Origin of the sequence: Streptomyces huiliensis, from assembly GCF_020037025.1 — a bacterium.
Lineage (GTDB): Bacteria > Actinomycetota > Actinomycetes > Streptomycetales > Streptomycetaceae > Streptomyces > Streptomyces huiliensis.
In genome coordinates this window covers 26469-47994 of the sequence record NZ_JAIQLH010000059.1, presented here as the reverse complement: position 1 = coordinate 47994, position 21526 = coordinate 26469, and the positions used below count along the sequence as shown (strand labels likewise).

The following is a 21526-nucleotide window of genomic DNA, read 5'->3' as shown; positions in this document are numbered from 1 at the left end:
CCCCCTCTCAAAGTCCGGCAACCGCGTTTTCCGCGGGGCCTTCCTCGACGGTGTGCCACCGCGTTCCGCCCCTTGTCAGGCGAGCGGCAGCACACTCGTCCCCCCGGCGTCGAGGGACAGCCGGTTGGCCGCCCATCCCTCGCCCGCCAGCCGTGCGACCTTGTCCGCCGCACTGTCCTCGACCAGCGCGAGCACCGTGGGGCCCGCGCCGGAGACGACCGCGGGGACGCCGTCCGCCCGCAGTCGGTTGACCAGGGCCACGCTCTCCGGCATCGCCGGGGCGCGGTACTCCTGGTGGAGCCGGTCCTCGGTGGCCGGCAGCAGCAGCTCGGGGCGCCTGGTCAGGGCCTCGACCAGCAGCGCGGCCCGGCCGGCGTTGGCCGCCGCGTCCACATGGGGGACCTGCCGCGGCAGCAGGCCGCGCGCGGTCTCCGTCGCCACCGGACGGCCGGGCACGAAGACCACCGGAACGATGGAATCGGCGGGGTCCATCCGCACCGCGCGCGCCGCTCCCCCGTCCATCCACGCAAGGGTGAATCCGCCGAGCAGGCAGGCCGCGACGTTGTCCGGGTGGCCCTCGATCTCGGTGGCCAGCTCCAGCATCGCCGTGGCGTCGAGCCGCTCGGCCCCGCCTATGGTCACCGCCCGGGCGGCGACGATGCCGGCGCAGATCGCGGCGGCCGAGGAGCCCAGGCCGCGGCTGTGCGGGATGCGGTTGGCGCAGACGACCTCCAGGCCGCGCGGCTGGCCGCCCAGCAGGTCGAACGTGGTGCGCAGGGACCGTACGAGCAGGTGACCCTCGTCGCGCGGGAGCGAGTCGGCGCCCTCGCCGGCGATGTCGATGTGCAGCCCGGATTCGGCCACCCGGACCACGACGTCGTCGTAGAGCCCCAGGGACAGACCGAGGGCGTCGAAGCCGGGACCGAGGTTGGCGCTGGTGGCGGGGGTGCGCACTCGGACGGCGGCGGCGCGGAAGGCGGGACCGGCCATCGCTCGATGACTCTCCTTGATGTGGCCTTGGTAGGGCGTGCGACATCCGCAAGGGCCGCGACGGCGATGCCGCATGGAGGGCGGCTTGGGTCAGCGACGGGGCGGAGTGAGGACAGCCTATCGAAGGAAGGTTCTGTGGCGACATAGGGCGCACAGGAGGCGCGCGATGCGTGTCGCACGCCAAACCGTGCCCCGTGTCGACTTTGGCGGACTTTCGTCGGGGTTGTGACCTGGGAATTCGCGAATTCGAGGGGGAGCGGACGGAATTTTTCGCTCTCCGCGTCACCGGATCCGCCGTGTCGCGCCCGGTGTCGCCCCGTGTCGCCCGGTGTCGGAGAAACCGGGTGACTTTCCAGGGCCAGGCGGCTGTCTCCCGGAGGCCGGGTGGCCGTCCCGTGCGGGGACGGCCACCCGGATCCGTACGGACGCGCCCGGATCCGCGCGCCGCGGCGAGACCGCCGGGCGGGCCCGGGCGGCCCGGCGGGACGGCCGTTACGCGAGCCCGAGGCGCTCGGCCGCCGCGGCCGCGTCCACCGGGACGGTGACCGGCTGCGGGGCGCCGGCGACCGCCCAGTCGGGATCCTTGAGGCCGTTGCCCGTGACCGTACAGACGATGCGCTGGCCCGGATCCACCTTGCCCTGCTCGGCGGCCTTCAGCAGACCGGCGACGCTCGCCGCCGAGGCGGGCTCCACGAAGACGCCCTCCTGAGCGGCCAACAGCCGGTAGGCGGCGAGGATCTGGCGGTCGGTCACCTCGTCGATGTGCCCGCCGGACTCGTCGCGCGCCTGCTCGGCGAACCGCCAGGAGGCGGGGTTGCCGATGCGGATGGCGGTGGCGATGGTGTGCGGCTCCTTCACCGGCTCGCCGCGCACGATCGGCGCCGAGCCGGAGGCCTGGTAGCCCCACATGCGCGGGGTTCGGGAGGCGATGCCGTCGGCGGCGTACTCCCGGTACCCCTTCCAGTACGCGGTGATGTTGCCCGCGTTGCCCACCGGCAGGACGTGGATGTCCGGGGCGTCGCCCAGCGCGTCCACGATCTCGAAGGCGGCGGTCTTCTGCCCCTCGATGCGCACCGGATTGACCGAATTGACCAGGGCCACCGGGTAGTTGTCGGCCAGGGCACGGGCCAGGTCGAGGCAGTCGTCGAAGTTGCCGTCGACCTGGAGGATGCGGGCGCCGTGCACCAGGGCCTGGCCCATCTTGCCGAGGGCGATTTTGCCCTCGGGCACCAGGACGGCGCAGACCATCCCGGCGCGCACGGCGTAGGCCGCGGCGGAGGCGGAGGTGTTGCCGGTGGAGGCGCAGATGACGGCCTTCGCGCCCTCCTCCTTCGCCCGGGTGATGGCCATCGTCATCCCGCGGTCCTTGAAGGAGCCGGTGGGGTTGGCGCCCTCGACCTTGAGGTGCACCTCGCAGCCGGTGCGCTCGGAGAGCACCTGGGCCGGCACCAGGGGCGTGCCGCCCTCGCGCAGGGTGACCACCGGCGTGTCCGCGGAGACCGGGAGGCGGTCGCGGTACTCCTCGATGATGCCGCGCCACTGACGGGTGGCGGCGTTGCCGTTGTTCGCAGACATGGTCTTCCTTGCTCCCCTACTCACCTTCGACGCGCATGATGCTGGCGACGCCGCGCACCGTGTCCAGTCGGCGCAGCGCCTCGACCGTCGCCGACAGGGCGGCGTCGGGGGCCCGGTGTGTGACGACGACGAGCGCCGCCTCGCCGTCCTTGCCCTGCTGGCGGACGGTGTCGATGGACACGCCGTGCTCGGCGAAGACCGTGGCCACCTGGGCAAGGACGCCCGGCTTGTCGGCGACGTCGAGGCTGATGTGGTAGCGCGTGACGACGTCGTCCATGGGGCTGACGGTGAGCCGCGCGTACGCCGACTCGCCCGGCCCGGTGGTCCCGGCCAGCTTGTTGCGGCAGACGGCGACCAGGTCGCCGAGGACCGCGGAGGCGGTCGGCGCGCCGCCGGCGCCCGGCCCGTAGAACATCAGCTGACCGGCGGCCTCGGCCTCGACGAACACCGCGTTGTACGCCTCGCGGACCGAGGCGAGCGGGTGGCTCAGCGGGATCATCGCGGGGTGGACGCGGGCGGTGACCGACCGGCCGTCGGCGGCGCGCTCGCAGATCGCCAGCAGCTTGATGGTGCAGCCCATCTCCTTCGCGGAGGCGAAGTCGGCGGCCGTGACCTCCGTCATGCCCTCGCGGTGGACGTCGTCGAGGCGGACGCGGGTGTGGAACGCGATGCCGGCCAGGATCGCGGCCTTGGCGGCGGCGTCGAAGCCCTCGACGTCGGCCGTCGGGTCGGCCTCGGCGTAGCCCAGGGCGGTGGCCTCGTCCAGGGCCTCCTGGTAGCCGGCGCCCGTCGAGTCCATCTTGTCGAGGATGAAGTTGGTGGTGCCGTTGACGATGCCGAGGACCCGGTTGACCTTGTCGCCGGCGAGGGACTCGCGCAGCGGGCGGATCAGCGGGATGGCGCCGGCGACGGCGGCCTCGTAGTAGAGGTCCGTGCCGTGCTGACCGGCGGCGGCGTGCAGGGCGGCGCCGTCCTCGGCGAGCAGCGCCTTGTTGGCCGAGACGACGCTCGCGCCGTGCTCGAAGGCCGTGGTGATCAGGGTGCGGGCCGGCTCGATGCCGCCGATGACCTCGACGACGACGTCGATGTCGCCCCGTTTGACCAGGGCGGTCGCGTCGGTGGTGATGAGCTCGGCGGGCACCCCGGCCCGGACCCGGTCGGGCCGGCGCACGGCGATGCCGGCCAGCTCGACCGGGGCGCCGATCCGGGCCGCGAGGTCGTCGGCGTGCGTCGTCATGATGCGCGTCACCTCGGAGCCGACCACTCCACAGCCCAGCAGCGCCACTTTCAGCGGACGCGTACGCATCATCCGACCTCGTTTCTCGTACATCTTGGGTGGTACACCAGTCTCACTCACCGGTCGGAGGGTTTCCCTCCCCCGTCCAGTATCCGAGATTCCGTCATCCGCCGGCCGGTTTCCGGGCGGCTTGCGGGGGCCTCGGCCCTGCTCTCCGCTTCCGTCAGCCGACGTCGAGCCGGAGCAGATCCTCCTCCGTCTCCCGCCGGACGATCACCCGGGCCGCACCGTCCTTCACCGCCACGACCGGGGGCCGCAGCGCGTGGTTGTAGTTGCTGGCCATGGACCGGCAGTAGGCGCCGGTCGCGGGCACGGCGAGGAGGTCGCCGGGGGCGACGTCGGCGGGCAGGAAGGCGTCGCGGACCACGATGTCGCCGGACTCGCAGTGCTTGCCGACGACGCGGGAGAGCATCGGCGCGGCCGTCGACGTACGCGACACCAGGGCCACGGAGTAGTCGGCGTCGTAGAGCGCCGTACGGATGTTGTCGGACATGCCGCCGTCGACACTGACGTACGTCCGCAGCCCGGGGAGCTCCTTGACCGTCCCCACCTCGTACAGCGTGAAGGCGGTGGGACCGACGATCGCGCGCCCCGGCTCGACGGACAGGCGCGGCGCCGCGAGCCCGGCGGCGGCGCACTCCCGCTCGACGATGGCGCGCAGCGCGGTGGCGATCTCGTGCGGCTCGCGGGGGTCGTCGTCCGGGGTGTACGCGATGCCGAGGCCGCCGCCGAGGTCGATCTCGGGCAGCTCGACGCCGTGCTCGTCGCGGATCTCGCGGAGCAGGCCGACGACGCGGTGTGCCGCGACCTCGAAGCCCGAGGTGTCGAAGATCTGCGAGCCGATGTGCGAGTGGATGCCGATCAGTTCGAGCCCGTCGAGCTTGAGCGCGCGGCGGACGGCCTCGGCGGCCAGGCCGCCGGCCAGCGGAAGGCCGAACTTCTGGTCCTCGTGGGCGGTGGCGATGAACTCGTGGGTGTGCGCCTCGACGCCGACCGTGACGCGGATCTGCACCCGCTGCCGCTTCCCGGCCCGCTGGGCGATGTGCGCGACGCGCGCGATCTCCTGGAAGGAGTCGACGACGATCCGGCCCACGCCGGCCTCGACGGCGCGGGTGATCTCCTCGACCGACTTGTTGTTGCCGTGCAGGGCGATCCGGTCGGCGGGCATGCCCGCGTCGAGCGCGGTGGCCAGCTCGCCGCCGGAGCAGACGTCGAGGTTGAGCCCCTCCTCGGTCAGCCAGCGGACGACGGCCCGGGACAGGAACGCCTTTCCCGCGTAGAAGACGTCGGCGTCCGGTCCGAACGCCTCGCGCCAGGCGCGGCAGCGGGCGCGGAAGTCGTCCTCGTCGAGGAAGTAGGCGGGGGTGCCGAACTCCTCGGCCAGCCGCTTGACGTCCAGCCCGCCGACGGTGACGACGCCGTCCTCGTTCCTGGAGACGGTGCGCGACCAGACACCGGGGTGAAGGGCGTTGAGATCGGCGGGGGGCGCCGGGTGGTGGCCCTCGGGCAGGACGTCGGCGTAGCGGGGCCCGGCGGGGTGTGCGGAGCGGCTCATGGCGCTGATCTCCTCGGGTGCTCAGGTCTCGGAGAGGTGGGGTCTCAGAGATGTGCGGGTGCGGTGATGCCGAGCTGGTGCAGGCCGTCGGCGAGCACCGTGCCCGTGGCCTCGGCGAGGGCCAGGCGGGCGCGGTGGACGACCGAGGGTTTCTCGTCCCCCCGGGGCAGCGTCGGACACGACGCCTGCCAGCGGAGGAAGGCGTCGGCCAGGCGCTCCAGGGCCCGCGCGAGCCGCTCGGGGTCGCGGGCGTCGACGATGCGGGGGTGGTCGGCGAGGGCGGATATCAGGGCCTCGGAGCCGTCCCCGAAGGCGCCGCCGTCCTCGCCGGCGGCGGACGCGAACCCGAGGTCGCGCGCGTTGCGCACGAGGGCCCGGCAGCGGGAGTGGGCGTACCGCACCCGGAAGAGGGGGTTGGCTTCCCGCTGCACCAGCAGCAGGCCGCGGTCGAGACCGGGCGGGCTGAGGAGGCTCCAGCGGGCGGCGTCCTCCCCGAGCCGTCGGACGAGCTCGTCGGAGGGCCGGACGCCCAGCGGCTCCCGCCGCTCCCACCCCTCCAGGACGTCCCGCACGAGCCGCGCCTGAGGGGCCCCCGCGAGGGTGATGTTGAGGAACCCGGGACCGGCGATGTCGACGCGGGCGATCCCGGGCTCGCGGACCAGCCGGCGACGCAGCAGCCCGGCCACTTCGAGGGCGGGCCGGCCGCTCTCCTTGGCGAGCCGCAGGGCGATGGTGGTGGCGTAGTCCCCACTGCCCGGGTGCGGCGGCACCCGGACCCCGACCGCGTCCGGCACCACGACGCGCAGCTCGTCGGCGTCGACGGCACGACGCACGGCGCGCAGCACGGTGCGGGAGAGATCTGCGGGGGTCACAGGGCAAGCCTAGGGGAGGAAGAGGGGCGCTCCGCCAGCCGGTTTCCCCGATGTTCCCCGGACATGCCCCTTACACAGGTCCTCAGGGGCCTCAGAGCTCTCAGGCTCCTCAGGACCAGCCGGCCGGCCGCGCCACGGCCCCGGCGTCTCCCGACGACGCCTCCTCCGGCACCCCCGCCTCCCCCTCGCCCCCACGTCCCAGCAGCAACCCCCACACCATCCGCACCAGCTCCGCCGGTTCGAAGGGCTTCGCCAGGAACGCGTCCACCCCGGCGGACCGCCCGCCCTCCACTTCCAACTGCGTACAGGCGCTGATGATGGCGATGGGTATGTCCCGCGTCCGCACGTCGTCCCGCAGCCGTGCCGCGGTCCGCAGTCCGTCGAGGCGGGGCATCACGAAGTCGAGCGTCACCACGTCCGGCCGCACGCGGTGCACGATCTCCAGGCATTCGGCACCATCGGCCGCGGTCACGACCTCGAAGCCTTCGAGCTCGAGGTTGACCCTGATCAACTGCCGGATGACCCTGTTGTCGTCGACAACGAGGACCCGGCCGGGCAAGCCAGGCACACCCCGAGAGTAGGCGCGCCCACCGCGCCGCGTCCGGCTTTTCCCCACTTCCACCCCCGAGAGCGAGCCCCCGCCCCCCTCCCCGAGCCCCCGCGCCCCCGTTCCGGAACCCGTTACGGATCACCCGCCCGGAGCTGGTACTGTTCTTCCTGTCGCCGCGAGCGAGACCGCGACCGGAAGACACGCCCCCGTAGCTCAGGGGATAGAGCAACGGCCTCCGGAGCCGTGTGCGCAGGTTCGAATCCTGCCGGGGGCACTTCACTTGAAGTGCCGGAAGACCCCGCCATCAGCGAGTCGCTGAGGCGGGGTTTCTTCGTTTGCGGGGGACCGTGCTGTGTGGCGACCCCACGTGGTCCCGAACGACTGGTACGTGCCGACCTGGTTGTCGCCCAGAGCGCAGGGGGACGCGGCGCGCGTGAACAGGGGGACGAGTCCGCTCTCTTGCAGCTCGCAACAAGACGCGTCCGGAACGGTTCCACTCGTCCCACTCGGTCCCCTAGGTCGGGAACCTCACCACGCCGAGCGTTCCGCCGGTCCGGCGAAGGCTCCTGGACGAGGGAAGCCCTCCCCACCGAGGGCGTTCCGGCGCTATTGCGGTACAGGTCTGTCCGGTCGGCGTCGAACAGTGATCGGTTACGCTGGCGCCGCCGCACGGTGAACGGCTTTCGGGCCCTTGGGGGAAGGGCCTGTGTGGAGCCCGGCCCCGGTGATGATCCATTCCGTTTTTGTCCCGCTCGGGTGCTCTGGTGCGCCGGGCGGTGTCGGTCGTGGATCGCGGGGCCGTCGGGCCGTCGAGAGACCGCACCGGCCCGTGGCATCAGGACACGCGACGTAGGAGACATGGATGGCGGGCCGATCCCCCGACACACCCGACGAGCAGCCGATGTCGACGGATGCCGTCTCCGACGAACGTGAACCGAGCCGCCGCGACACGAAAGCGGCGGATACGCGCGAGGCGCCCGTCGCGGCGTCCGCCGGAGTGTCCGGTGAGGACGTGGGTTCCGGCGGGGCGGGCACTCTTACGGGCGATGCCCCTGTCGCCGGCGGTTCGGGTGACGGGGATGCCACCCCTTCGGCCGGCGGACGGGGCGAGGCGGTGTCGGACGAGGTCGAGCACTCGGGTGCCGGCCGGGCGGCCGGAACGCCTTCCGGGGAAGAGCCGAGCCGCATGGTGGCGCGGGCTTCGGGTCGCGCCTCCGCTCCTGAGGTCGACGAGGACGAAGCCGGAGCACGCCGGTCCGGCGCCGTGCTTCGTGTCGAGGGCGACGGCGAGGCCGGGGGCTCCGGCTCCGAGGCGTCCGTCGAGGCGGAGTCCGACGGAGGGAGCGAGGCCGAGGGCGAGGGCGAGGGTGACGCCGAGCCCGGTGTGCGCGCCGGCCACGGCGCCGACGCTTCCGCCGACGGCAAGGATCGCGTCGAAGCCGGCAGCGCGGACGTCGAGGCTCCCGTCGGGCAGGAGGCCGCGGCCCAAGTCGAGCCGGGCGCCCGGGGGGAAATCGACCCCGACGGCGAAGCGGACGCGGCGGATGCCGCTGATCTCAAGTCTGGCGGGGCGGACAAGGCTGACGGCGAAGCCGGCCCGGCCGCTGCGGAGGCCGAGGCCAAGTCCGGCGGCGCCGGGCGTGACAGCGAAGCTGTGAGCGGCCGTTCGGGTGGGGCTGATGCCGAGGGTGGCAACGGTTCTGTCTCCGGTGCCGAGGCTGAGGCGGCGGGATCCGAGCCGGGTGACGAGAAGGAGGCGGACGCCGAGGGCGGGTCCGAGGCCGCGGTCGTCGCCGAGTCCGAGTCGGCTGCGGAGTCTCCCGACGGGGGCAAGGCGTCGGCGGAAACCGGAGCCGGGCGCGATGGTGCGGGGCAGACAGAGGCTGTAGTCGGTACGTCGGGTGCTGCTGACGCCGGCGAAGGGGGCGCGGGCCAAGTCAGCGCCTCGGGCGCTGCCAAGAGCGAGGCGTCCGCAGAAAGTGGAGCCAAGCCCGACGACGCGAGCGAGGCTGACGAGGAGGATGTCGAAGCCGGGGCCCCGGCCTTGGCAGATCCTCGCGTTCCGGCCAAGTCGCAGGGCGGGACGGACGCTACGGCTGCCGCAGGCAAGGATCGCAAGGGCAAGGGCGAGTCCGACGGCGCCCGGCCCAAGGCCTCGGCTGACGCCCAGGCGGGTGCTGGGGTCAAGGGCTCCGCCTCCTCCAAGCCCAGGCGTGAGGCGGAGCCTGGTAGCGCGAGTGCCAAGGCGGAAGGCAGGCCCGCGCGGGGCGAGGGGTCGGCCGAGGGCAAGTCGTCAGCCAAGGCTGGGGGCGAGGCCGGGGGTGCGCCCAAGCCCAAGCCCAAGCCCAAGCCTGCGGGTGAGGCGGAGCCCGGTAGCGCGAGTGCCAAGGCCGAGGCCGAAGGCGGGACCGCGCGGGGCAAGTCGGCGGTCAAGGCTGGGGGTGAGACCGGGGGTGCGTCCAAGCTCAAGTCCGAGCCTGCGGACGAGGGTGGGGCCGATGGTGTTCGGCCCAAGGTAGTGGTCGTCGTTGAGCCTCCGGCGAAAGCTCCGGCGAAGGCCGCGGGGGAAGCCGCCGTTTCCGGCGGGGCCGAGGTTCCCGCGGGTGGGGGCTCCGGCGCCGGTGGTGGGGCCGCCGCGGCGCGGATGCAAGCCTTCGCCCGGGCGGTCGCCCGGCGGCCGGGGGCGGTGGCCGGGGCCGTCGTCGCGCTGCTGCTCGTCGTGTTTCTGGTCGTGCAGGTGGTGCGGCCGTTGCCGGAGCCGGAGTTGGAGGTACGGAAGGCGGCCGCCACGTTCACCGTTCCGGGGGGTCGGTTCACGATTCCCTGGCCGGCGAAGGGGCAGGGGGCCGTCATGGTCGCCGGGAGCGGGACCATCGGGACGTTCGGGGAGGAAAAGCCCGTACCCACGGCCAGCGTTGCCAAGATCATGACCGCTTATGTCATTCTTCGCGAACACCCTCTGGCCAAGGGCGAGCGGGGACCGCGCATCACCATCGACGCCAAGGCCGTGGCGGACGGCACGTCCGGGGACGAGTCCCGCGTCGAGGGGCTCCAGGAGGGGCAGACCTTCGGCGAGCTGGACATGGTGCGGATGCTGATGATCCCGTCGGCGAACAACATCGCCCGGATGCTCGCGCGTTGGGACGCCGGGAGCGAAGCGGCGTTCGTACGGAAGATGAACGACGCCGCCAAGGCGCTCGGCATGCGGAACACCACCTACACCGACCCCAGCGGCCTCGGCCGCGGCACCGTCAGCACCGCCGTCGACCAGCTGAAACTGGCCGACGCCGTCATGAAGTCCGACGCGTTCCGGTCCGTCGTCTCCATGGTCGGTGCCGACATCCCGGGCGCCGGGCACATCGACAACAACAACGCCCCGCTGCTCACCGCCGGCCTCGGCGTCGAGGGCATCAAGACCGGCTCCAGCACCCCCGCCGGCGGCACGCTGTCGTGGGCCGCGCGGGCCACCGTGGACGGGAAGGAGAGGCTCGTCCTCGGCACGATGATGGACCAGCACGTCACCGGGCCCGACCCGAACGGCGCCAACAGCCTCGACTTGGTGCTGGAGAACAGCAGGAAGGTCATCGCGGCCGTGCGCAAGGGCCTCGCCTCCGGCACCGCCGTGCGGAAGGGGCAGGTCGTCGGACACGTCGACGACGGGTTCGGCGGCCGGACGCCGGTCGTGGCCGCCCGGGACCTCACCGTGGTCGGACTCCCGGGGCAGCAGGTGCGCGTCTCCTTCCGCGCCGGCGGACGGCCCGTCTCCCGTACGGCCAAGAGCGGGACCGTAGTCGGCGAGCTGGCGGCGGGGACGGGCGTCGGGGCGCGGAAGGTGCCCGTGGTGCTGAAGTCGGCGCTCAAGGAGCCGTCCTTCGGGTCGCGGATCACCCGGATCGGCTGAGCCGCGGGGTCGCCTCCCCGCGGCCCGGCCCCGGCCTCCCCGCGGCCCGGCCCCGGCCTCCCCCGCGGCCCGGTCCCGGCCTCCCCCGCGTCGCAGCCGTCGCCTAAGCTCTGCCGCAGGTACGACTGTTCGGTTCCTGTGGGGGGAATGCCGCGCGTCCGCGCCCCCTCACGCGGCACGCAGAGGCACGCGGACGGCACAGCAGAGGGATGGCGCGTGACCAACATTCCGGAGACCGGTGGCCGGACGCAGCGGATCCGTATACGGCTCGTCGTCGTCCAGATCCTCGTCTTCTCGCTCCTCCTGACCCTGGGCGGACGGCTCTGGTACCTCCAGATCCGCAAGGGGGACGAGTACGCGGCGGAGGCGACCGGCAACCGGGTCCAGCGGTCCGTCCAGCCCGCCGTGCGGGGCTCGATCCTCGACGCGCGCGGCGTCCCGCTCGCGGACAACGAGAGCCGCCTGGTCGTCACCGCGTCCCGGACAGAGTTGTCGAAGGCGAAGGACCGCGGCAAGGCGGTGCTGACCCGGCTCGCCGGGCTGCTGGGAATGGACCCGAAGGAGGTCACGGCGAAGGTCCGGCTGTGTGACGCGAAGACGCCGCGGCCGTGCTGGAACGGTTCTCCGTACCAGCCGATCCCGATCACCGACAAGGCCACCACCCGGCAGGCGCTGCAGATCAGGGAGCGTGCCGAGGACTTCCCCGGGATCACCGCCGAGCCCACGGCCGTGCGCCGCTACCCCGCCCACGGCGACGCCAACACCGCGCAGGTCCTCGGCTACCTCTCCCCCGTCACCGACGAGGAGGTCTCCCGGGCGAAGGACACCGACTCGCCCTACCTGCGCTCGGACATGATCGGCCGCTCCGGCCTGGAGCGGCGGTACGACGACGTGCTGCGCGGCAAGGCCGGTGTGACGCGGCACGAGGTCGACAAGCTGGGACGCGTCATCGGCACCGCCGAGACCGACCCGCCCGTGCCCGGCTCGAACCTCGTCACCAGCATCGACGCGCGCGTCCAGCGGGTCGCCGAGTACGAGCTGAACGAGGCCATGAAGGCCGCGCGGACGGAGTGGGACCGCAACACCGGCGAGAGGTACAAGGCGGACTCCGGCGCGGTCGTGGTGATGGAGGCGAAGACCGGCCGCGTGGTGGCCATGGCGTCGGCCCCGACGTACGACCCGAACGCCTGGGTGGGCGGCATCTCCGCCGCCGACTACCGGAAGCTCACCGGCGAGGACTCCCACCACCCGCTGCTCAACCGGGCGATCCAGGGCCAGTCGGCACCCGGTTCGATCTTCAAGGTGGTCTCCACCACGGCCGCCGTCAACGCGGGCCACTCCTACGAGGGGCCCTACGACTGCTCCTCCTCGTACCGGATCGGCAGCCAGGTCTTCAAGAACTTCGAGTCGGCGAACCACGGGCCGATCTCCCTGGGCCGCGCCCTGGAGGTGTCCTGCGACACCGTCTTCTACCGGCTCGCCCACGACGAGTGGCGCGCGGAGGGCGGGCTGCGGGCGAAGGACGGCGCCAAGGACTGGTTCTACCGGACGGCCCGCCAGTACGGGCTCGGCAAGACCACCGGGATCGACCTGCCGAACGAGGTCCCCGGCCGGGTCCCCGACCGCCGGTGGAAGCAGCGGTACTGGGAGGCCAACAAGGACGCCTGGTGCAAGCAGGGCAAAAAGGACGGCAGCTACACGGAGCGGATCGCCTACGACAACTGCCACGGCGGCAACCTGCTGCGCGCCGGTGACTCCGTGAACTACTCCATCGGCCAGGGCGACACCCTCGTCACCCCCGTCCAGATGGCGAGCGTCTACGCCGCCCTCGCCAACGGCGGCACGCTGTACACGCCCGCCATCGGCAAGGCGGTGATCAGCCCGGACGGGAAGAAGGTGCGGGAGATCGCCCCGCGGGTGCGCGGGAAGCTGCCCGTGACCAAGGCGCTCCGCGACGAGATGGACCGCGCCCTGGCAGGCGTCGTCACCCGCGGCTCGGCCGCCTGGCGCTTCGGCGGCTGGCCGCAGGACCGGATCCCGCTGCGCGCCAAGACGGGGACGGCGGAGGTCTACGGCAAGCAGACCACCTCGTGGTTCGCCACCTACAGCGACGACTACGCGGTCGTGATGACGATCGCGCAGGGCGGCACCGGCTCCGGCGCCTCGGGCCCCGCCGTGCGCAACATCTACAGCGCGCTCTACGGCGTCACGGGGAAGGGCGCGCTCGACCCGAAGAAGGCGCTGCTGCCCACGCCGCAGAAGACCCTGCCGAAGATCAACGCGGACGGGACCGTCGAGGAGCCGAAGATCGGGAAGTACCGGCCGGAGGAGCGGGACGACGTGGAACCACCGGCCGGCGGGGCGCCGGCTCCGGGGCGGGGGCGGCGCGACTGAGGTGGCGCCACGGGACCGGGAATTCCGGGCGGTCGCGAGAGAAACGCAAGGGAAAGTGGCGACCGTCACAGACTTTCTTTTTTGCGCACCCCCCGAGGTGGTCATCGGGGGTCCGTGGGGCGTGTAAAGTATTTCTCGCAAGCCCGCGCTCGTAGCTTAACGGATAGAGCACTTGACTACGGATCAAGAGGTTGCAGGTTCGAATCCTGCCGAGCGCACAGCAAAGAAAAGGGCCCGCTTCGTTTCGACGAAGCGGGCCCTTTCGCTCGTGCGGTGAGCGGCCCCGCGAGGGGGGCGCCGCTCCGGCGCCCCCGGCCCCTCAGATCTTCGGGAACCCGAAGCCGTACCCCTGCGACTTCAGCCACGGAAGCGTTTCTTCCATCGCGGCCATGGTCTGGCTGCGGTCGCCGCCCGCGTCGTGGAACAGGATGGTCGGGCCGTTGGGCACCTCCCGCTTGACGTTGGCCACGATGCGGGCCGTGCCCGGGCGCTGCCAGTCGCGGCTGTCGACCTGCCAGCCGAGCGGCCGCATCCCGTGCGCGGCGGCCACCTTCCGGCTGTACGGCGTGAACGCGCCGCCGGGGGCGCGGTAGTAGCGCACCTTCACGCCGTCGCCCGCGGCTTCCTCTATCAGCTTCTGGGCGTCGAGGATCTGGCTCGCCTGGTACGACTCGGGGCGCTTGTCCATGGCCGTGTTGTGGTCCATGGAGTGGTCGCAGAGCCGGTGCCCCTCCGCGACGACCTTCTTGACCAGGGACGGATACTCCTTGGCGCGCGGACCTATCATGCAGAACGTCGCCTTGACGTCGTTCCGCCGCAGCAGATCCAGCACCTTGGGCGTCCAGACGGGGTCCGGGCCGTCGTCGATGGTGATGTTCACGACCTTGCCCGGGCTCTCGCTGTCGTGCGAGATCTCCTCCGACACCGGCCCGCCCGCGTCGGGTTCGGCGGCCTTGCCGCGCTCCCTCGGCGCCTTCTCCGCCGGGTTCTTGGCGTCGGCGGCGACGTGCGTGCTGCCGCCGTCGTCCGATGCCTGGTTGGCCACGGCAACCGATCCCAGTATCACCGCCACGAGCGCAAGGCCCGATCCGGCCGCCACCGCGATCTGCCGCCTCCGTCCGGTAGTCCGCGTCATGAACGATCCCCACTCCCTCGCACGCCTGTCTGTTCCCTGCCCGCGAAGACGTGCTTGTACCGCATGCCGTTCCGGTATGCGGTATCGCTCACAAAACAGTGACAAAGCAGGCGCTCACGCGCCTGAGACGTCCTCAATCACCGTACGGCGGTCACTCTTCCGGCTTTCCTCCGCCATCTTCTCGCGGAATGCCGTCCTCCTTCACGTCCGGCGCTTCGCCCTCCGCGATCACGCGGGCCACTTCGGCGACGCGGGCGGCCTCCTCGGCGGCGAAGCGCCGGGCGTCGAGTCGCTCGGCGAGTTCCTCGTCCTGGGCCATGAGCTCCTCCAGGCTGCTGTCGCCCAGTTCGAGGACGCCCAGGTCGACGTAGGCGCGCTGCAGGCGTTCGCCCCACAGCCCGATGTCCTTGACGCAGGGGACGATCCGGCTGAACAGCATCCTCCGGAAGGCCCGCAGGTAGTCGGAGCGTTCGCTCAGCTCCACCGCGTCGGCGATGGGGATGCCGAAGTCCGTGAGGACCTCCTCGCCGCGCAGCCGGTTCCGCATCAGGTAACAGCCCTCGATCACGAACTCCTCGCGCTCGCGCAACTCGGCGTCGGTGAGCTCCGCGTAGTAGTCGCGCAGCGCCAGCCGGCCGAAGGCGACGTGCCGGGCCTCGTCCTGCATCACATAGGTGAGGATCTGCTTCGGCAGGGGCTTCTCGGTGGTGTCGCGCAGCATGCCGAACGCGGCGAGGGCGAGCCCCTCGATGAGGACCTGCATCCCGAGGTAGGGCATGTCCCAGCGGGAGTCGCGCAGGGTGTCCCCGAGCAGTGCCTGAAGGCTGGTGTTCACCGGGTAGAGCATCCCGATCTTCTCGTGCAGGAAGCGGCTGTAGACCTCCACGTGCCGGGCCTCGTCCATGGCCTGGGTGGCGGAGTAGAACTTGGCGTCCAGGTCCGGCACCGACTCGGTGATCCGGCTCGCGCACACCAGCGCGCCCTGCTCGCCGTGGAGGAACTGGCTGAACTGCCAGGCGGCGAAGTGGCGGCGCATGTCGCGGCGGTTGGCCTCGCTCATCCGGTCCCAGTACGGGGTGCCGTACACGAGCATGTTCTCGTCGGGGACGCCGAGCGGGTCGTACGGGTCGACCTCCAGGTCCCAGTCGATGCGCTTGGCGGCGTCCCACTGCTTGTCCTTGCCCTTCCGGTAGAGGGCGAGGAGCCGCTCCCGGCCCTCCTCGTACTCCCAGCCGAAGCGGGCGGCGCCGTGCGCGGGAACCTCCCACAGCGGCTCGTCGGGCTCGTGCGCGTAGAGCTGTCGCGTCGCCATCGGACGCCTCCTTCACTGCCGGTTCACACCCGGTCTCTCGCGGCTCGCGCTGTGGGCAGGCTCACACTCGTTTGACCGGTGGTCAATCCGCCGGAGGCGGTTCGGGTCACGCGGGACGGCAGGGGCTCCCGGGGGTCTTGACGGGCTTGCTGACACGCAGTCTTATAAGCAGGTAACCCCGGGTAACCCGCAATTGAGGTGGGATCAGGCATGGCAGCAGACCCGATGACGCCGGCCGGCACGGCCGGATCCGCGCTCCGCGACGCGCTCGGGCCGCTCAAGGACCGCGAGCAGATCGCCCAGCGGTTGCTGGAGTCCTCGGCGAGACACTCCTTCGACCCGGACACCGAACTCGACTGGGAGGCCCCGCCCGAGGAAGGCAAGTGGTACTGGCCCCCGGAGCTCGTCTCGCTCTACGGGACGCCGCTGTGGCGGCGGATGTCCGAGGAGCAGCGCATGGAACTCTCCCGCCACGAGGCCGCCTCGCTCGCCTCGCTGGGCATCTGGTTCGAGATCATCCTGATGCAGCTGCTCGTCCGGCACATCTACGACAAGCCGGTGACCAGCGCCCACGTCAGATACGCGCTGACCGAGATAGCCGACGAGTGCCGGCACTCCAAGATGTTCGCCCGCATGATCCAGCACGGCGGCGCCCCCACGTACCCCGTGGCCCCCCTGCACCACAACCTGGCCCGGATCCTGAAGACGATCTCCACCACCCCCGGCTCGTTCGCCTGCACCCTGCTCGGCGAGGAGATCCTCGACTACATGCAGCGGCTGACGTTCCCCGACGAGCGGGTGCAGCCGCTGGTGCGCGGCGTGACGCGGATCCACGTCGTCGAGGAGGCGCGGCATGTCCGGTACGCCCGGGAGGAGCTGCGCCGCCAGATGAAGACCTGCCCGCGCTGGGAGGCCCAGCTCACCCGGCTCAGCTGCGGGGAGGCGGCCCGCGTCTTCTCCGTCGCCTTCGTCAACCCGGCCGTCTACACCAACGTCGGGCTCGACCGGCGCGAGGCGGTCGCCCAGGTGCGGGCGAGCGGGCACCGGCGCGACGTGATGCAGGCCGGCGCCAAGCGGCTGACCGACTTCCTCGGGGAGATCGGGGTGCTGCGGGGGGCCGGGCGGCGGCTGTGGCGCAGTTCCGGCCTGCTGGCCTGAGCGGCCCGCGTCCCCGCGGGAGGGCTGCCGTAACCTGCCCTGCATGACCGGCAGCGGAACGACCAGCGGAACGACTTCCTACCGCCGGCTGGGCGTCGCCCAGCGCCGCGCCCAGCTGATCACCGCCGCGCTCGGCCTGTTCGCCCAACGACCGCCCGAGGACGTCTCCCTGGACGACGTGGCGGCGGCGGCCGAGGTGTCCCGGCCGCTGGTCTACCGCTACTTCCCGGGCGGCAAGACGCAGTTGTACGAGGCGGCGCTGCGCAGCGCGGCCGACGAGCTGGAGCTCTGCTTCGCCGAGCCGCAGACCGGCCCGCTGACCGGCCGGCTGGCCGCCGCCCTCGACCGCTACCTCGCCTTCGTCGACGGGCACTCCACGGGGTTCAGCGCGCTGCTCCAGGGCGGCAGCGTCGTCGAGACGTCGCGGACCGGGGCGATCGTGGACGAGGTGCGCCGCACCGCCGCCGGGCACATCCTCGCCCACCTCCAGGTGCGGGAGCCCGGAGTGCGGCTGCGGATGACGGTCAGGACGTGGATCGCGGCGGTCGAGGGCGCGTCGCTGACCTGGCTGGACGAGGGGAAGCGGCCGCCCGTCGAGGAGCTGCGGGACTGGCTGGTCGACCACTTCGTGGCCCTGCTGATCACCACGGCGGCGAGCGACGAGCAGACGGCCCGGGTGACGCGGGCGGCGCTCGCCCTGGAACCGGCCGACGGGGTGGTGACGCGGCTGGTGCGGCGGCTCGGGCCGGTGCTGGCGGAGGCGGGGCATCTGCTCTGACGGTGCGGGGGCGGGTCCGCCGGAGCGAACGTACGCTCGTACGGTGCGAAGCGAAGAAGTGCCCTTCGAGGGCGGGCCCCTGGACGGGCGGGTGCTGCCGGTGCTGCTGGGGCCGACCGGCCACCCCCCGAAGACGTACGAGGTCCCGGTGCCGGACGCGGCCGGCGGCCCGGCCACCGTCCTGGTCTACCGGCGGGCGCAGGCCGGGGTGACGCGGCGGCTCGGGCTGCCGCGGGGGTGGAAGTACGTGCACGATCCGGAGGGGCGGCGGAGCGAGGGGGTGCGGTGGCCGTGGTCCCGGCCTCGGTCTCCGGCCGGGGACGGGTCGCCGCCGTCCGGGTGAGGGGGCGTCGTCCGGACGGTGTGCGGCTTGGGCGGTTCCGACCCTGATGCCCTAAAAGTACGACCGGTCCGTGGCACGATCACCCCGGAGGTGAGCCCGTGTCCGGACGGCTGGTGCGCTGCTTCTGCGCTCTGGCGCTGGCCGCCGCCCTCGTGTCGGCGGCCGCGCCGCCGCCCGGGGGGCCGGAGCCGCCTTCCGGCGACCGGTCCGTCGGTGCCCTGCTCACGCGGCTGCGGACGCTCTACCGGCAGATCGAGGCGGCCACGACGGAGTACGAGGCGGCGGAGCCGGCGCTGCGGCGGCAGCGGGCGGAGGCCGATCGGGCGGCCGAGGAGGTGGCCTCGGCGCGGGTCGCGCTGGCTCGGAGTCGGGACGAGGCGGGGGTGCTTGCCCGGGAGCAGTATCGGGAGGGGGTGGGGGGGTTGCCGCCCGCCGTTTCGTTGCTGCTCGCCGCGGATCCGGGGGGTGCTTTGCGGCGGCAGCATGAGGTGGAGCGGGAGGCGGCGCGGCGGGCGGCCGCCCTGGCCCGTCTCGCTTCCTCCGCGGCGCGCGCGGACGGGGTCGCGCGGCGGGCTCGGGTCGCTCTGGATGCTCAGCTGACGCTTGCCGATCGGCGGGATCGGCGGCGGGAGGGGGCTCGGCGGGGGTTGGACGAGGTGGAGCGGCTGCTCGCGGGGCTGACGGATGGGGAGTTGGCGGCGCTGGGGGCGCCGGGGGAGGGTGCCCCAGCCCCGCCCCTTCGCCGTTTCCCGGGGGCAAGCCCCCGGACCCCCTGAAACCGCGCTCCGCGCGGTTGTCCTCAATCGCCGGACGGGCTGATTCAGCCCGAACCGGGGCCCCCTCACCCCCCACCCACCTCCCGGAGGTAAGCCTCCGCCCGCCCCTCCTCGTAGAACCACCCCTCGAAATCGGCCGGATCGTCGTACCCGTTCGCGAACCGGTCGGCGACAGGCTGACAGCCGGAAGCCGCCCCGATCAGCCGCTGCGCATGCAGCGGCAGCGGCGCGAGCATCGTGTTCGTCCAGCGTGTGGCGTGCCGCGCCGTCGTGGACCAGTGGCGGGCGGAGACCGAGCGCATCCAGGGCTCGTCGAACGGTTCGTCGCCCCGCTCGACGATGGCGGCGAGGCAGGCCGCGGCGCACTTGGCCGCCGAGTTGGCGCCCTGACCGGTGACGGGGTCGTCGACCACGACCGCGTCGCCGATGCCGAGGACGAGGCCGCCGGAGGGGAGGCGGCCGACGGGGTCGCGGACGGTGGGGGTGTAGCGGCCGGTCAGGGTGGCGCGGGGGTCGGTGAGTTCGACCTGGGTGGCGCGGCCGTACTCCCAGGGTGCGTAGCGTTCGATCAGTTCGAGCATGCGGGCCAGGTGCTCCGCCGGGTTCTCGCCGGTGCCGAAGACGTCGAGGGGGCCACCGGGGAGGCCCTCCCAGAAGAGGATGTCGGCGCGGCCGGAGAGGGTCAGGGCGGGGATGACGAGCAGTTCGCCGACGCCGGGCACGAGGGTGCAGCGGACGGCGTCGTACTCGGGGTGTTCGGGGCGCGGGCCCAGGCCGTGGACGTAGGCCAGGGCCAGGCAGCGCTGCGGCGCGGCGTACGGGGAGCGGGCGGGGTCGCGGTCGAAGAGGGAGACCAGCTCGCCCTTGCCGGCGGCGACCAGCACCAGGTCGTAGCGGCCGGCGAAGAAGTCCAGGTCGCAGACGGTGGCGCCGTGCAGGACCAGCTTGCCGCCGCGCGCCGCGAAGGTCTCCAGCCAGCCGGCCATCTTCAGCCGCTGGTCGACGGACCGGGCGGGTGCGTCGAGCCGGCCGACCCAGTCGACGATGCGCCGGACCCGGCCCGCCGGGGCCGTGGCCGGGAGCGGTGGGCCGGCCACGGAGAGGCCGAGTCCCTCGATGGCGGGGGCGCGGTCCTCCCAGAAGCCGAGGCCGAGCTCGCGCTCGTGCCGCAGGGCGGTGCCGAACATGACCTGGGTGGAGGTGACCCGGCCGGAGCGCATCTCGTCCGGGGTGCGGTTGGAGAGCAGCGTGACGTCGTAGTCCCGGGCCTGGAGGCCGAGGGCCAGCTGGAGGCCGGACTGGCCGGCGCCGACTATGAGGATCCGTCGCATGGGTCCGTTCGTCCGCGCCGTCAGCGCTTGTCGGGGGTGACGTCGAGGGCGCGGCCGACGAGGGTCAGCAGCGAGTCGACGACCGTGTCCCGCTTCCGGGCGTCCATGATCAGGATCGGGACCCGGTCGGTCAGCGACAGTGCCTCGCGGACCTCCTCCGCGTCGTGCCGGGGCGTCCCCTCGAAGTGGTTGACGGCGACGACGTACGGCAGTCCGCTGCTCTCGAAGTAGTCGAGGGCGGGGAAGCAGTCCGCCAGCCGGCGGGTGTCGCACATGACCACGGCCCCGATGGCGCCGCGCACCAGGTCGTCCCACATGAACCAGAACCGCTGCTGGCCGGGGGTGCCGAACAGGTAGAGGACCAGGTCCGGTTCGAGGGTGATCCGGCCGAAGTCCATGGCGACGGTGGTCGTGGCCTTCTCCGGGACGGCGACGGCGTCGTCCACCTCCTCGCCGGCGACCGTCATCACGGCCTCCGTGCGCAGCGGGGTGATCTCCGAGACCGAGCCCACGAACGTCGTCTTGCCCACGCCGAAGCCGCCCGCGACGACGATCTTCGTGGCGGCGGGGGCCCTGGTCCTGCCCTCCGGGGCGTGCTGCGGGCGCTCCCGTACCGGTTCGGAGCCCGCTATCGTCTCCGTCTCAGATCCTGCGAAGTCCACACTGGACCCTTTCGAGCAGCGCGCGGTCGGGCCTGCCGGTGCCGTGACCGGGGCCGTAGACGCGGATTCTTCCCTGGTCCGCCAGGTCGCCGAGGAGGACGCGGACCACCCCCAGCGGCATCCTCAGCAGCGCGGAGACCTCGGCGACGGCCCGCAGGCCGCGGCAGAGGCCGACGATGGCGCCCGCCTCGGGGAGCAGCCGGGCGGTCCCGGCGTCGCCGGGCCGCCGCTCGTGGGTCTGCACGAACGTCTCCACCTGGAGGACGTGCCCGCAGGGGGCCCGCCCGCCCGCGGCGGAGTACGGGCGCACCCGGGCCGTCCGGCCGCGGCGCGCGAGGGCGACGGGCGCGGCGGCCCGGGCAGGCGGGGCGGCCGGGGCGGGGACGGCGCAGCCGCCGGTCACCTGACCGCCTCCACCGACTGCCGCAGTTCGCGCCGGAGTTCGGGGGTGAGGACGTGTCCGGCCCGGCCGACGAAGAGCGCCATGTGGTAAGCGACGACGCTCATGTCGCAGTCCGGGGCGGTGTGGACGCCCAGCAGCGAACCGTCGCTGATGGTCATGACGAACAGGCTGCCCTCCTCCATGGCCACCATGGTCTGTTTGACCGGGCCCCCGTCCATCAGGGACGCGGCCCCGGTGGTCAGGCTGCCCAGCCCCGCGACGATCGTCGCCAGGTCGGCGCTGGAGTGCCGGGGGCCGTCCACCGGGCCGCCGCCGTCCGGCCGCTGCCGCGGGTCGGAGGAGAGCAGCAGCAGCCCGTCGGACGACACGACCGCCACGGAGCGGACGCCGGGTACCTCCTCGACGACGTCGGTGAGCAGCCACTGGAGGTTGCGGGCCTCGTGGCTCAGTCCGTAGCCGACACCGCCGATTCCGGCGACGCCGCCGGGGATTCC

At 72.7% G+C, this 21526-nt stretch carries 18 protein-coding genes and 2 tRNA genes; 8 read left to right on the top strand and 12 right to left on the bottom strand.

Features of this window, described 5'->3' with window-relative positions:
- Positions 1-75 precede the first annotated feature (75 nt).
- From thrB to JNW98_RS13120, 6 genes are all read right to left on the bottom strand, one after another.
- Entirely contained in the window at positions 76-990 is a 915-nt protein-coding gene (gene thrB, locus JNW98_RS13145) for a homoserine kinase (protein WP_223768354.1), read from the bottom strand.
- 492 nt (positions 991-1482) lie between these two features.
- Complete coding sequence (gene thrC, locus JNW98_RS13140) at positions 1483-2565, bottom strand: threonine synthase (protein WP_223768353.1); 1083 nt, start codon at positions 2563-2565, stop codon at positions 1483-1485.
- A gap of 16 nt (positions 2566-2581) precedes the next feature.
- A complete protein-coding gene (locus JNW98_RS13135; RefSeq protein WP_223768352.1) occupies positions 2582-3874 on the bottom strand; it encodes a homoserine dehydrogenase in 1293 nt (430 codons plus the stop codon).
- A 151-nt stretch (positions 3875-4025) separates the two neighbouring features.
- Entirely contained in the window at positions 4026-5417 is a 1392-nt protein-coding gene (gene lysA / locus JNW98_RS13130) for a diaminopimelate decarboxylase (RefSeq protein ID WP_223768351.1), read from the bottom strand.
- A gap of 44 nt (positions 5418-5461) precedes the next feature.
- Positions 5462-6289 (bottom strand): ArgS-related anticodon-binding protein NrtL, encoded by an 828-nt coding sequence (gene nrtL / locus JNW98_RS13125; RefSeq protein WP_223768350.1) that lies wholly within the window; start codon positions 6287-6289, stop codon positions 5462-5464.
- Positions 6290-6398: 109 nt separating this feature from the next.
- Positions 6399-6905 carry a response regulator gene (locus JNW98_RS13120; protein WP_223768383.1) on the bottom strand — a complete coding sequence of 169 codons (507 nt, stop codon included), beginning with the start codon at positions 6903-6905 and terminating at the stop codon, positions 6399-6401.
- Positions 6906-7041: 136 nt separating this feature from the next.
- On the opposite strand from JNW98_RS13120, the gene JNW98_RS13115 reads away from it, so the two are divergent.
- From JNW98_RS13115 to JNW98_RS13100, 4 genes are all read left to right on the top strand, one after another.
- Positions 7042-7113: transfer RNA gene (locus JNW98_RS13115), tRNA-Arg, on the top strand.
- A 588-nt stretch (positions 7114-7701) separates the two neighbouring features.
- Entirely contained in the window at positions 7702-10740 is a 3039-nt protein-coding gene (locus tag JNW98_RS13110) for a D-alanyl-D-alanine carboxypeptidase (protein ID WP_223768349.1), read from the top strand.
- Between the two features lie 216 nt (positions 10741-10956).
- On the top strand, positions 10957-13134 hold the full coding sequence (gene mrdA / locus JNW98_RS13105; protein WP_223768348.1) for a penicillin-binding protein 2: 2178 nt from the start codon (positions 10957-10959) through the stop codon (positions 13132-13134).
- A gap of 145 nt (positions 13135-13279) precedes the next feature.
- A tRNA-Arg gene (locus tag JNW98_RS13100) sits at positions 13280-13352 on the top strand.
- Positions 13353-13453: 101 nt separating this feature from the next.
- On the opposite strand, the gene JNW98_RS13095 is transcribed toward JNW98_RS13100, so the two are convergent.
- A complete protein-coding gene (locus JNW98_RS13095) occupies positions 13454-14269 on the bottom strand; it encodes a polysaccharide deacetylase family protein (protein ID WP_223768347.1) in 816 nt (271 codons plus the stop codon).
- A gap of 151 nt (positions 14270-14420) precedes the next feature.
- Positions 14421-15581, bottom strand: a complete 1161-nt coding sequence (locus JNW98_RS13090) for a ferritin-like domain-containing protein (protein ID WP_223768346.1) — start codon at positions 15579-15581, stop codon at positions 14421-14423.
- Between the two features lie 225 nt (positions 15582-15806).
- Between JNW98_RS13090 and JNW98_RS13085 the strand changes: the two genes are divergently transcribed.
- The 4 genes from JNW98_RS13085 (at position 15807) to JNW98_RS13070 (ending at position 18636) form a co-directional block, all read left to right on the top strand.
- Entirely contained in the window at positions 15807-16739 is a 933-nt protein-coding gene (locus JNW98_RS13085; RefSeq protein ID WP_223768382.1) for an AurF N-oxygenase family protein, read from the top strand.
- A gap of 43 nt (positions 16740-16782) precedes the next feature.
- Positions 16783-17517: a TetR/AcrR family transcriptional regulator gene (locus tag JNW98_RS13080; protein ID WP_223768345.1), complete on the top strand. Its 735-nt coding sequence runs from the start codon at positions 16783-16785 to the stop codon at positions 17515-17517.
- 43 nt (positions 17518-17560) lie between these two features.
- Positions 17561-17860, top strand: coding sequence for a DUF8847 domain-containing protein (locus tag JNW98_RS13075; protein WP_223768344.1), 300 nt, complete (start codon positions 17561-17563; stop codon positions 17858-17860).
- Between the two features lie 98 nt (positions 17861-17958).
- Positions 17959-18636, top strand: a complete 678-nt coding sequence (locus tag JNW98_RS13070) for a coiled-coil domain-containing protein (protein ID WP_223768343.1) — start codon at positions 17959-17961, stop codon at positions 18634-18636.
- 65 nt (positions 18637-18701) lie between these two features.
- Here the strand turns inward: JNW98_RS13070 and JNW98_RS13065 are convergent, their stop codons facing one another.
- The 4 genes from JNW98_RS13065 to JNW98_RS13050 are packed head-to-tail and all read right to left on the bottom strand — an operon-like array spanning position 18702 to position 21523.
- Positions 18702-19967, bottom strand: coding sequence for a styrene monooxygenase/indole monooxygenase family protein (locus tag JNW98_RS13065; RefSeq protein ID WP_223768342.1), 1266 nt, complete (start codon positions 19965-19967; stop codon positions 18702-18704).
- Positions 19968-19987: 20 nt separating this feature from the next.
- Entirely contained in the window at positions 19988-20599 is a 612-nt protein-coding gene (locus JNW98_RS13060) for a GTP-binding protein (RefSeq protein WP_223768381.1), read from the bottom strand.
- A gap of 10 nt (positions 20600-20609) precedes the next feature.
- Positions 20610-21032: a DUF742 domain-containing protein gene (locus tag JNW98_RS13055; protein ID WP_223768341.1), complete on the bottom strand. Its 423-nt coding sequence runs from the start codon at positions 21030-21032 to the stop codon at positions 20610-20612.
- A complete protein-coding gene (locus tag JNW98_RS13050) occupies positions 21029-21523 on the bottom strand; it encodes a roadblock/LC7 domain-containing protein (RefSeq protein WP_372459235.1) in 495 nt (164 codons plus the stop codon). Before JNW98_RS13050 ends, JNW98_RS13055 begins: the two co-directional genes overlap by 4 nt.
- Between the last annotated feature and the right edge of the window lie 3 nt (positions 21524-21526).

What these genes read in the sequence shown, in the direction of transcription:
- thrB (WP_223768354.1), bottom strand. Translation starts at nt 990, where the DNA reads ATGGCCGGTCCCGCCTTCCGCGCCGCCGCCGTCCGAGTGCGCACCCCC.
- thrC (WP_223768353.1), bottom strand. Translation starts at nt 2,565, where the DNA reads ATGTCTGCGAACAACGGCAACGCCGCCACCCGTCAGTGGCGCGGCATC.
- JNW98_RS13135 (WP_223768352.1), bottom strand. Translation starts at nt 3,874, where the DNA reads ATGATGCGTACGCGTCCGCTGAAAGTGGCGCTGCTGGGCTGTGGAGTG.
- lysA (WP_223768351.1), bottom strand. Translation starts at nt 5,417, where the DNA reads ATGAGCCGCTCCGCACACCCCGCCGGGCCCCGCTACGCCGACGTCCTG.
- JNW98_RS13110 (WP_223768349.1), top strand. Translation starts at nt 7,702, where the DNA reads ATGGCGGGCCGATCCCCCGACACACCCGACGAGCAGCCGATGTCGACG.
- JNW98_RS13095 (WP_223768347.1), bottom strand. Translation starts at nt 14,269, where the DNA reads ATGACGCGGACTACCGGACGGAGGCGGCAGATCGCGGTGGCGGCCGGA.
- JNW98_RS13090 (WP_223768346.1), bottom strand. Translation starts at nt 15,581, where the DNA reads ATGGCGACGCGACAGCTCTACGCGCACGAGCCCGACGAGCCGCTGTGG.
- JNW98_RS13085 (WP_223768382.1), top strand. Translation starts at nt 15,807, where the DNA reads ATGACGCCGGCCGGCACGGCCGGATCCGCGCTCCGCGACGCGCTCGGG.
- JNW98_RS13080 (WP_223768345.1), top strand. Translation starts at nt 16,783, where the DNA reads ATGACCGGCAGCGGAACGACCAGCGGAACGACTTCCTACCGCCGGCTG.
- JNW98_RS13065 (WP_223768342.1), bottom strand. Translation starts at nt 19,967, where the DNA reads ATGCGACGGATCCTCATAGTCGGCGCCGGCCAGTCCGGCCTCCAGCTG.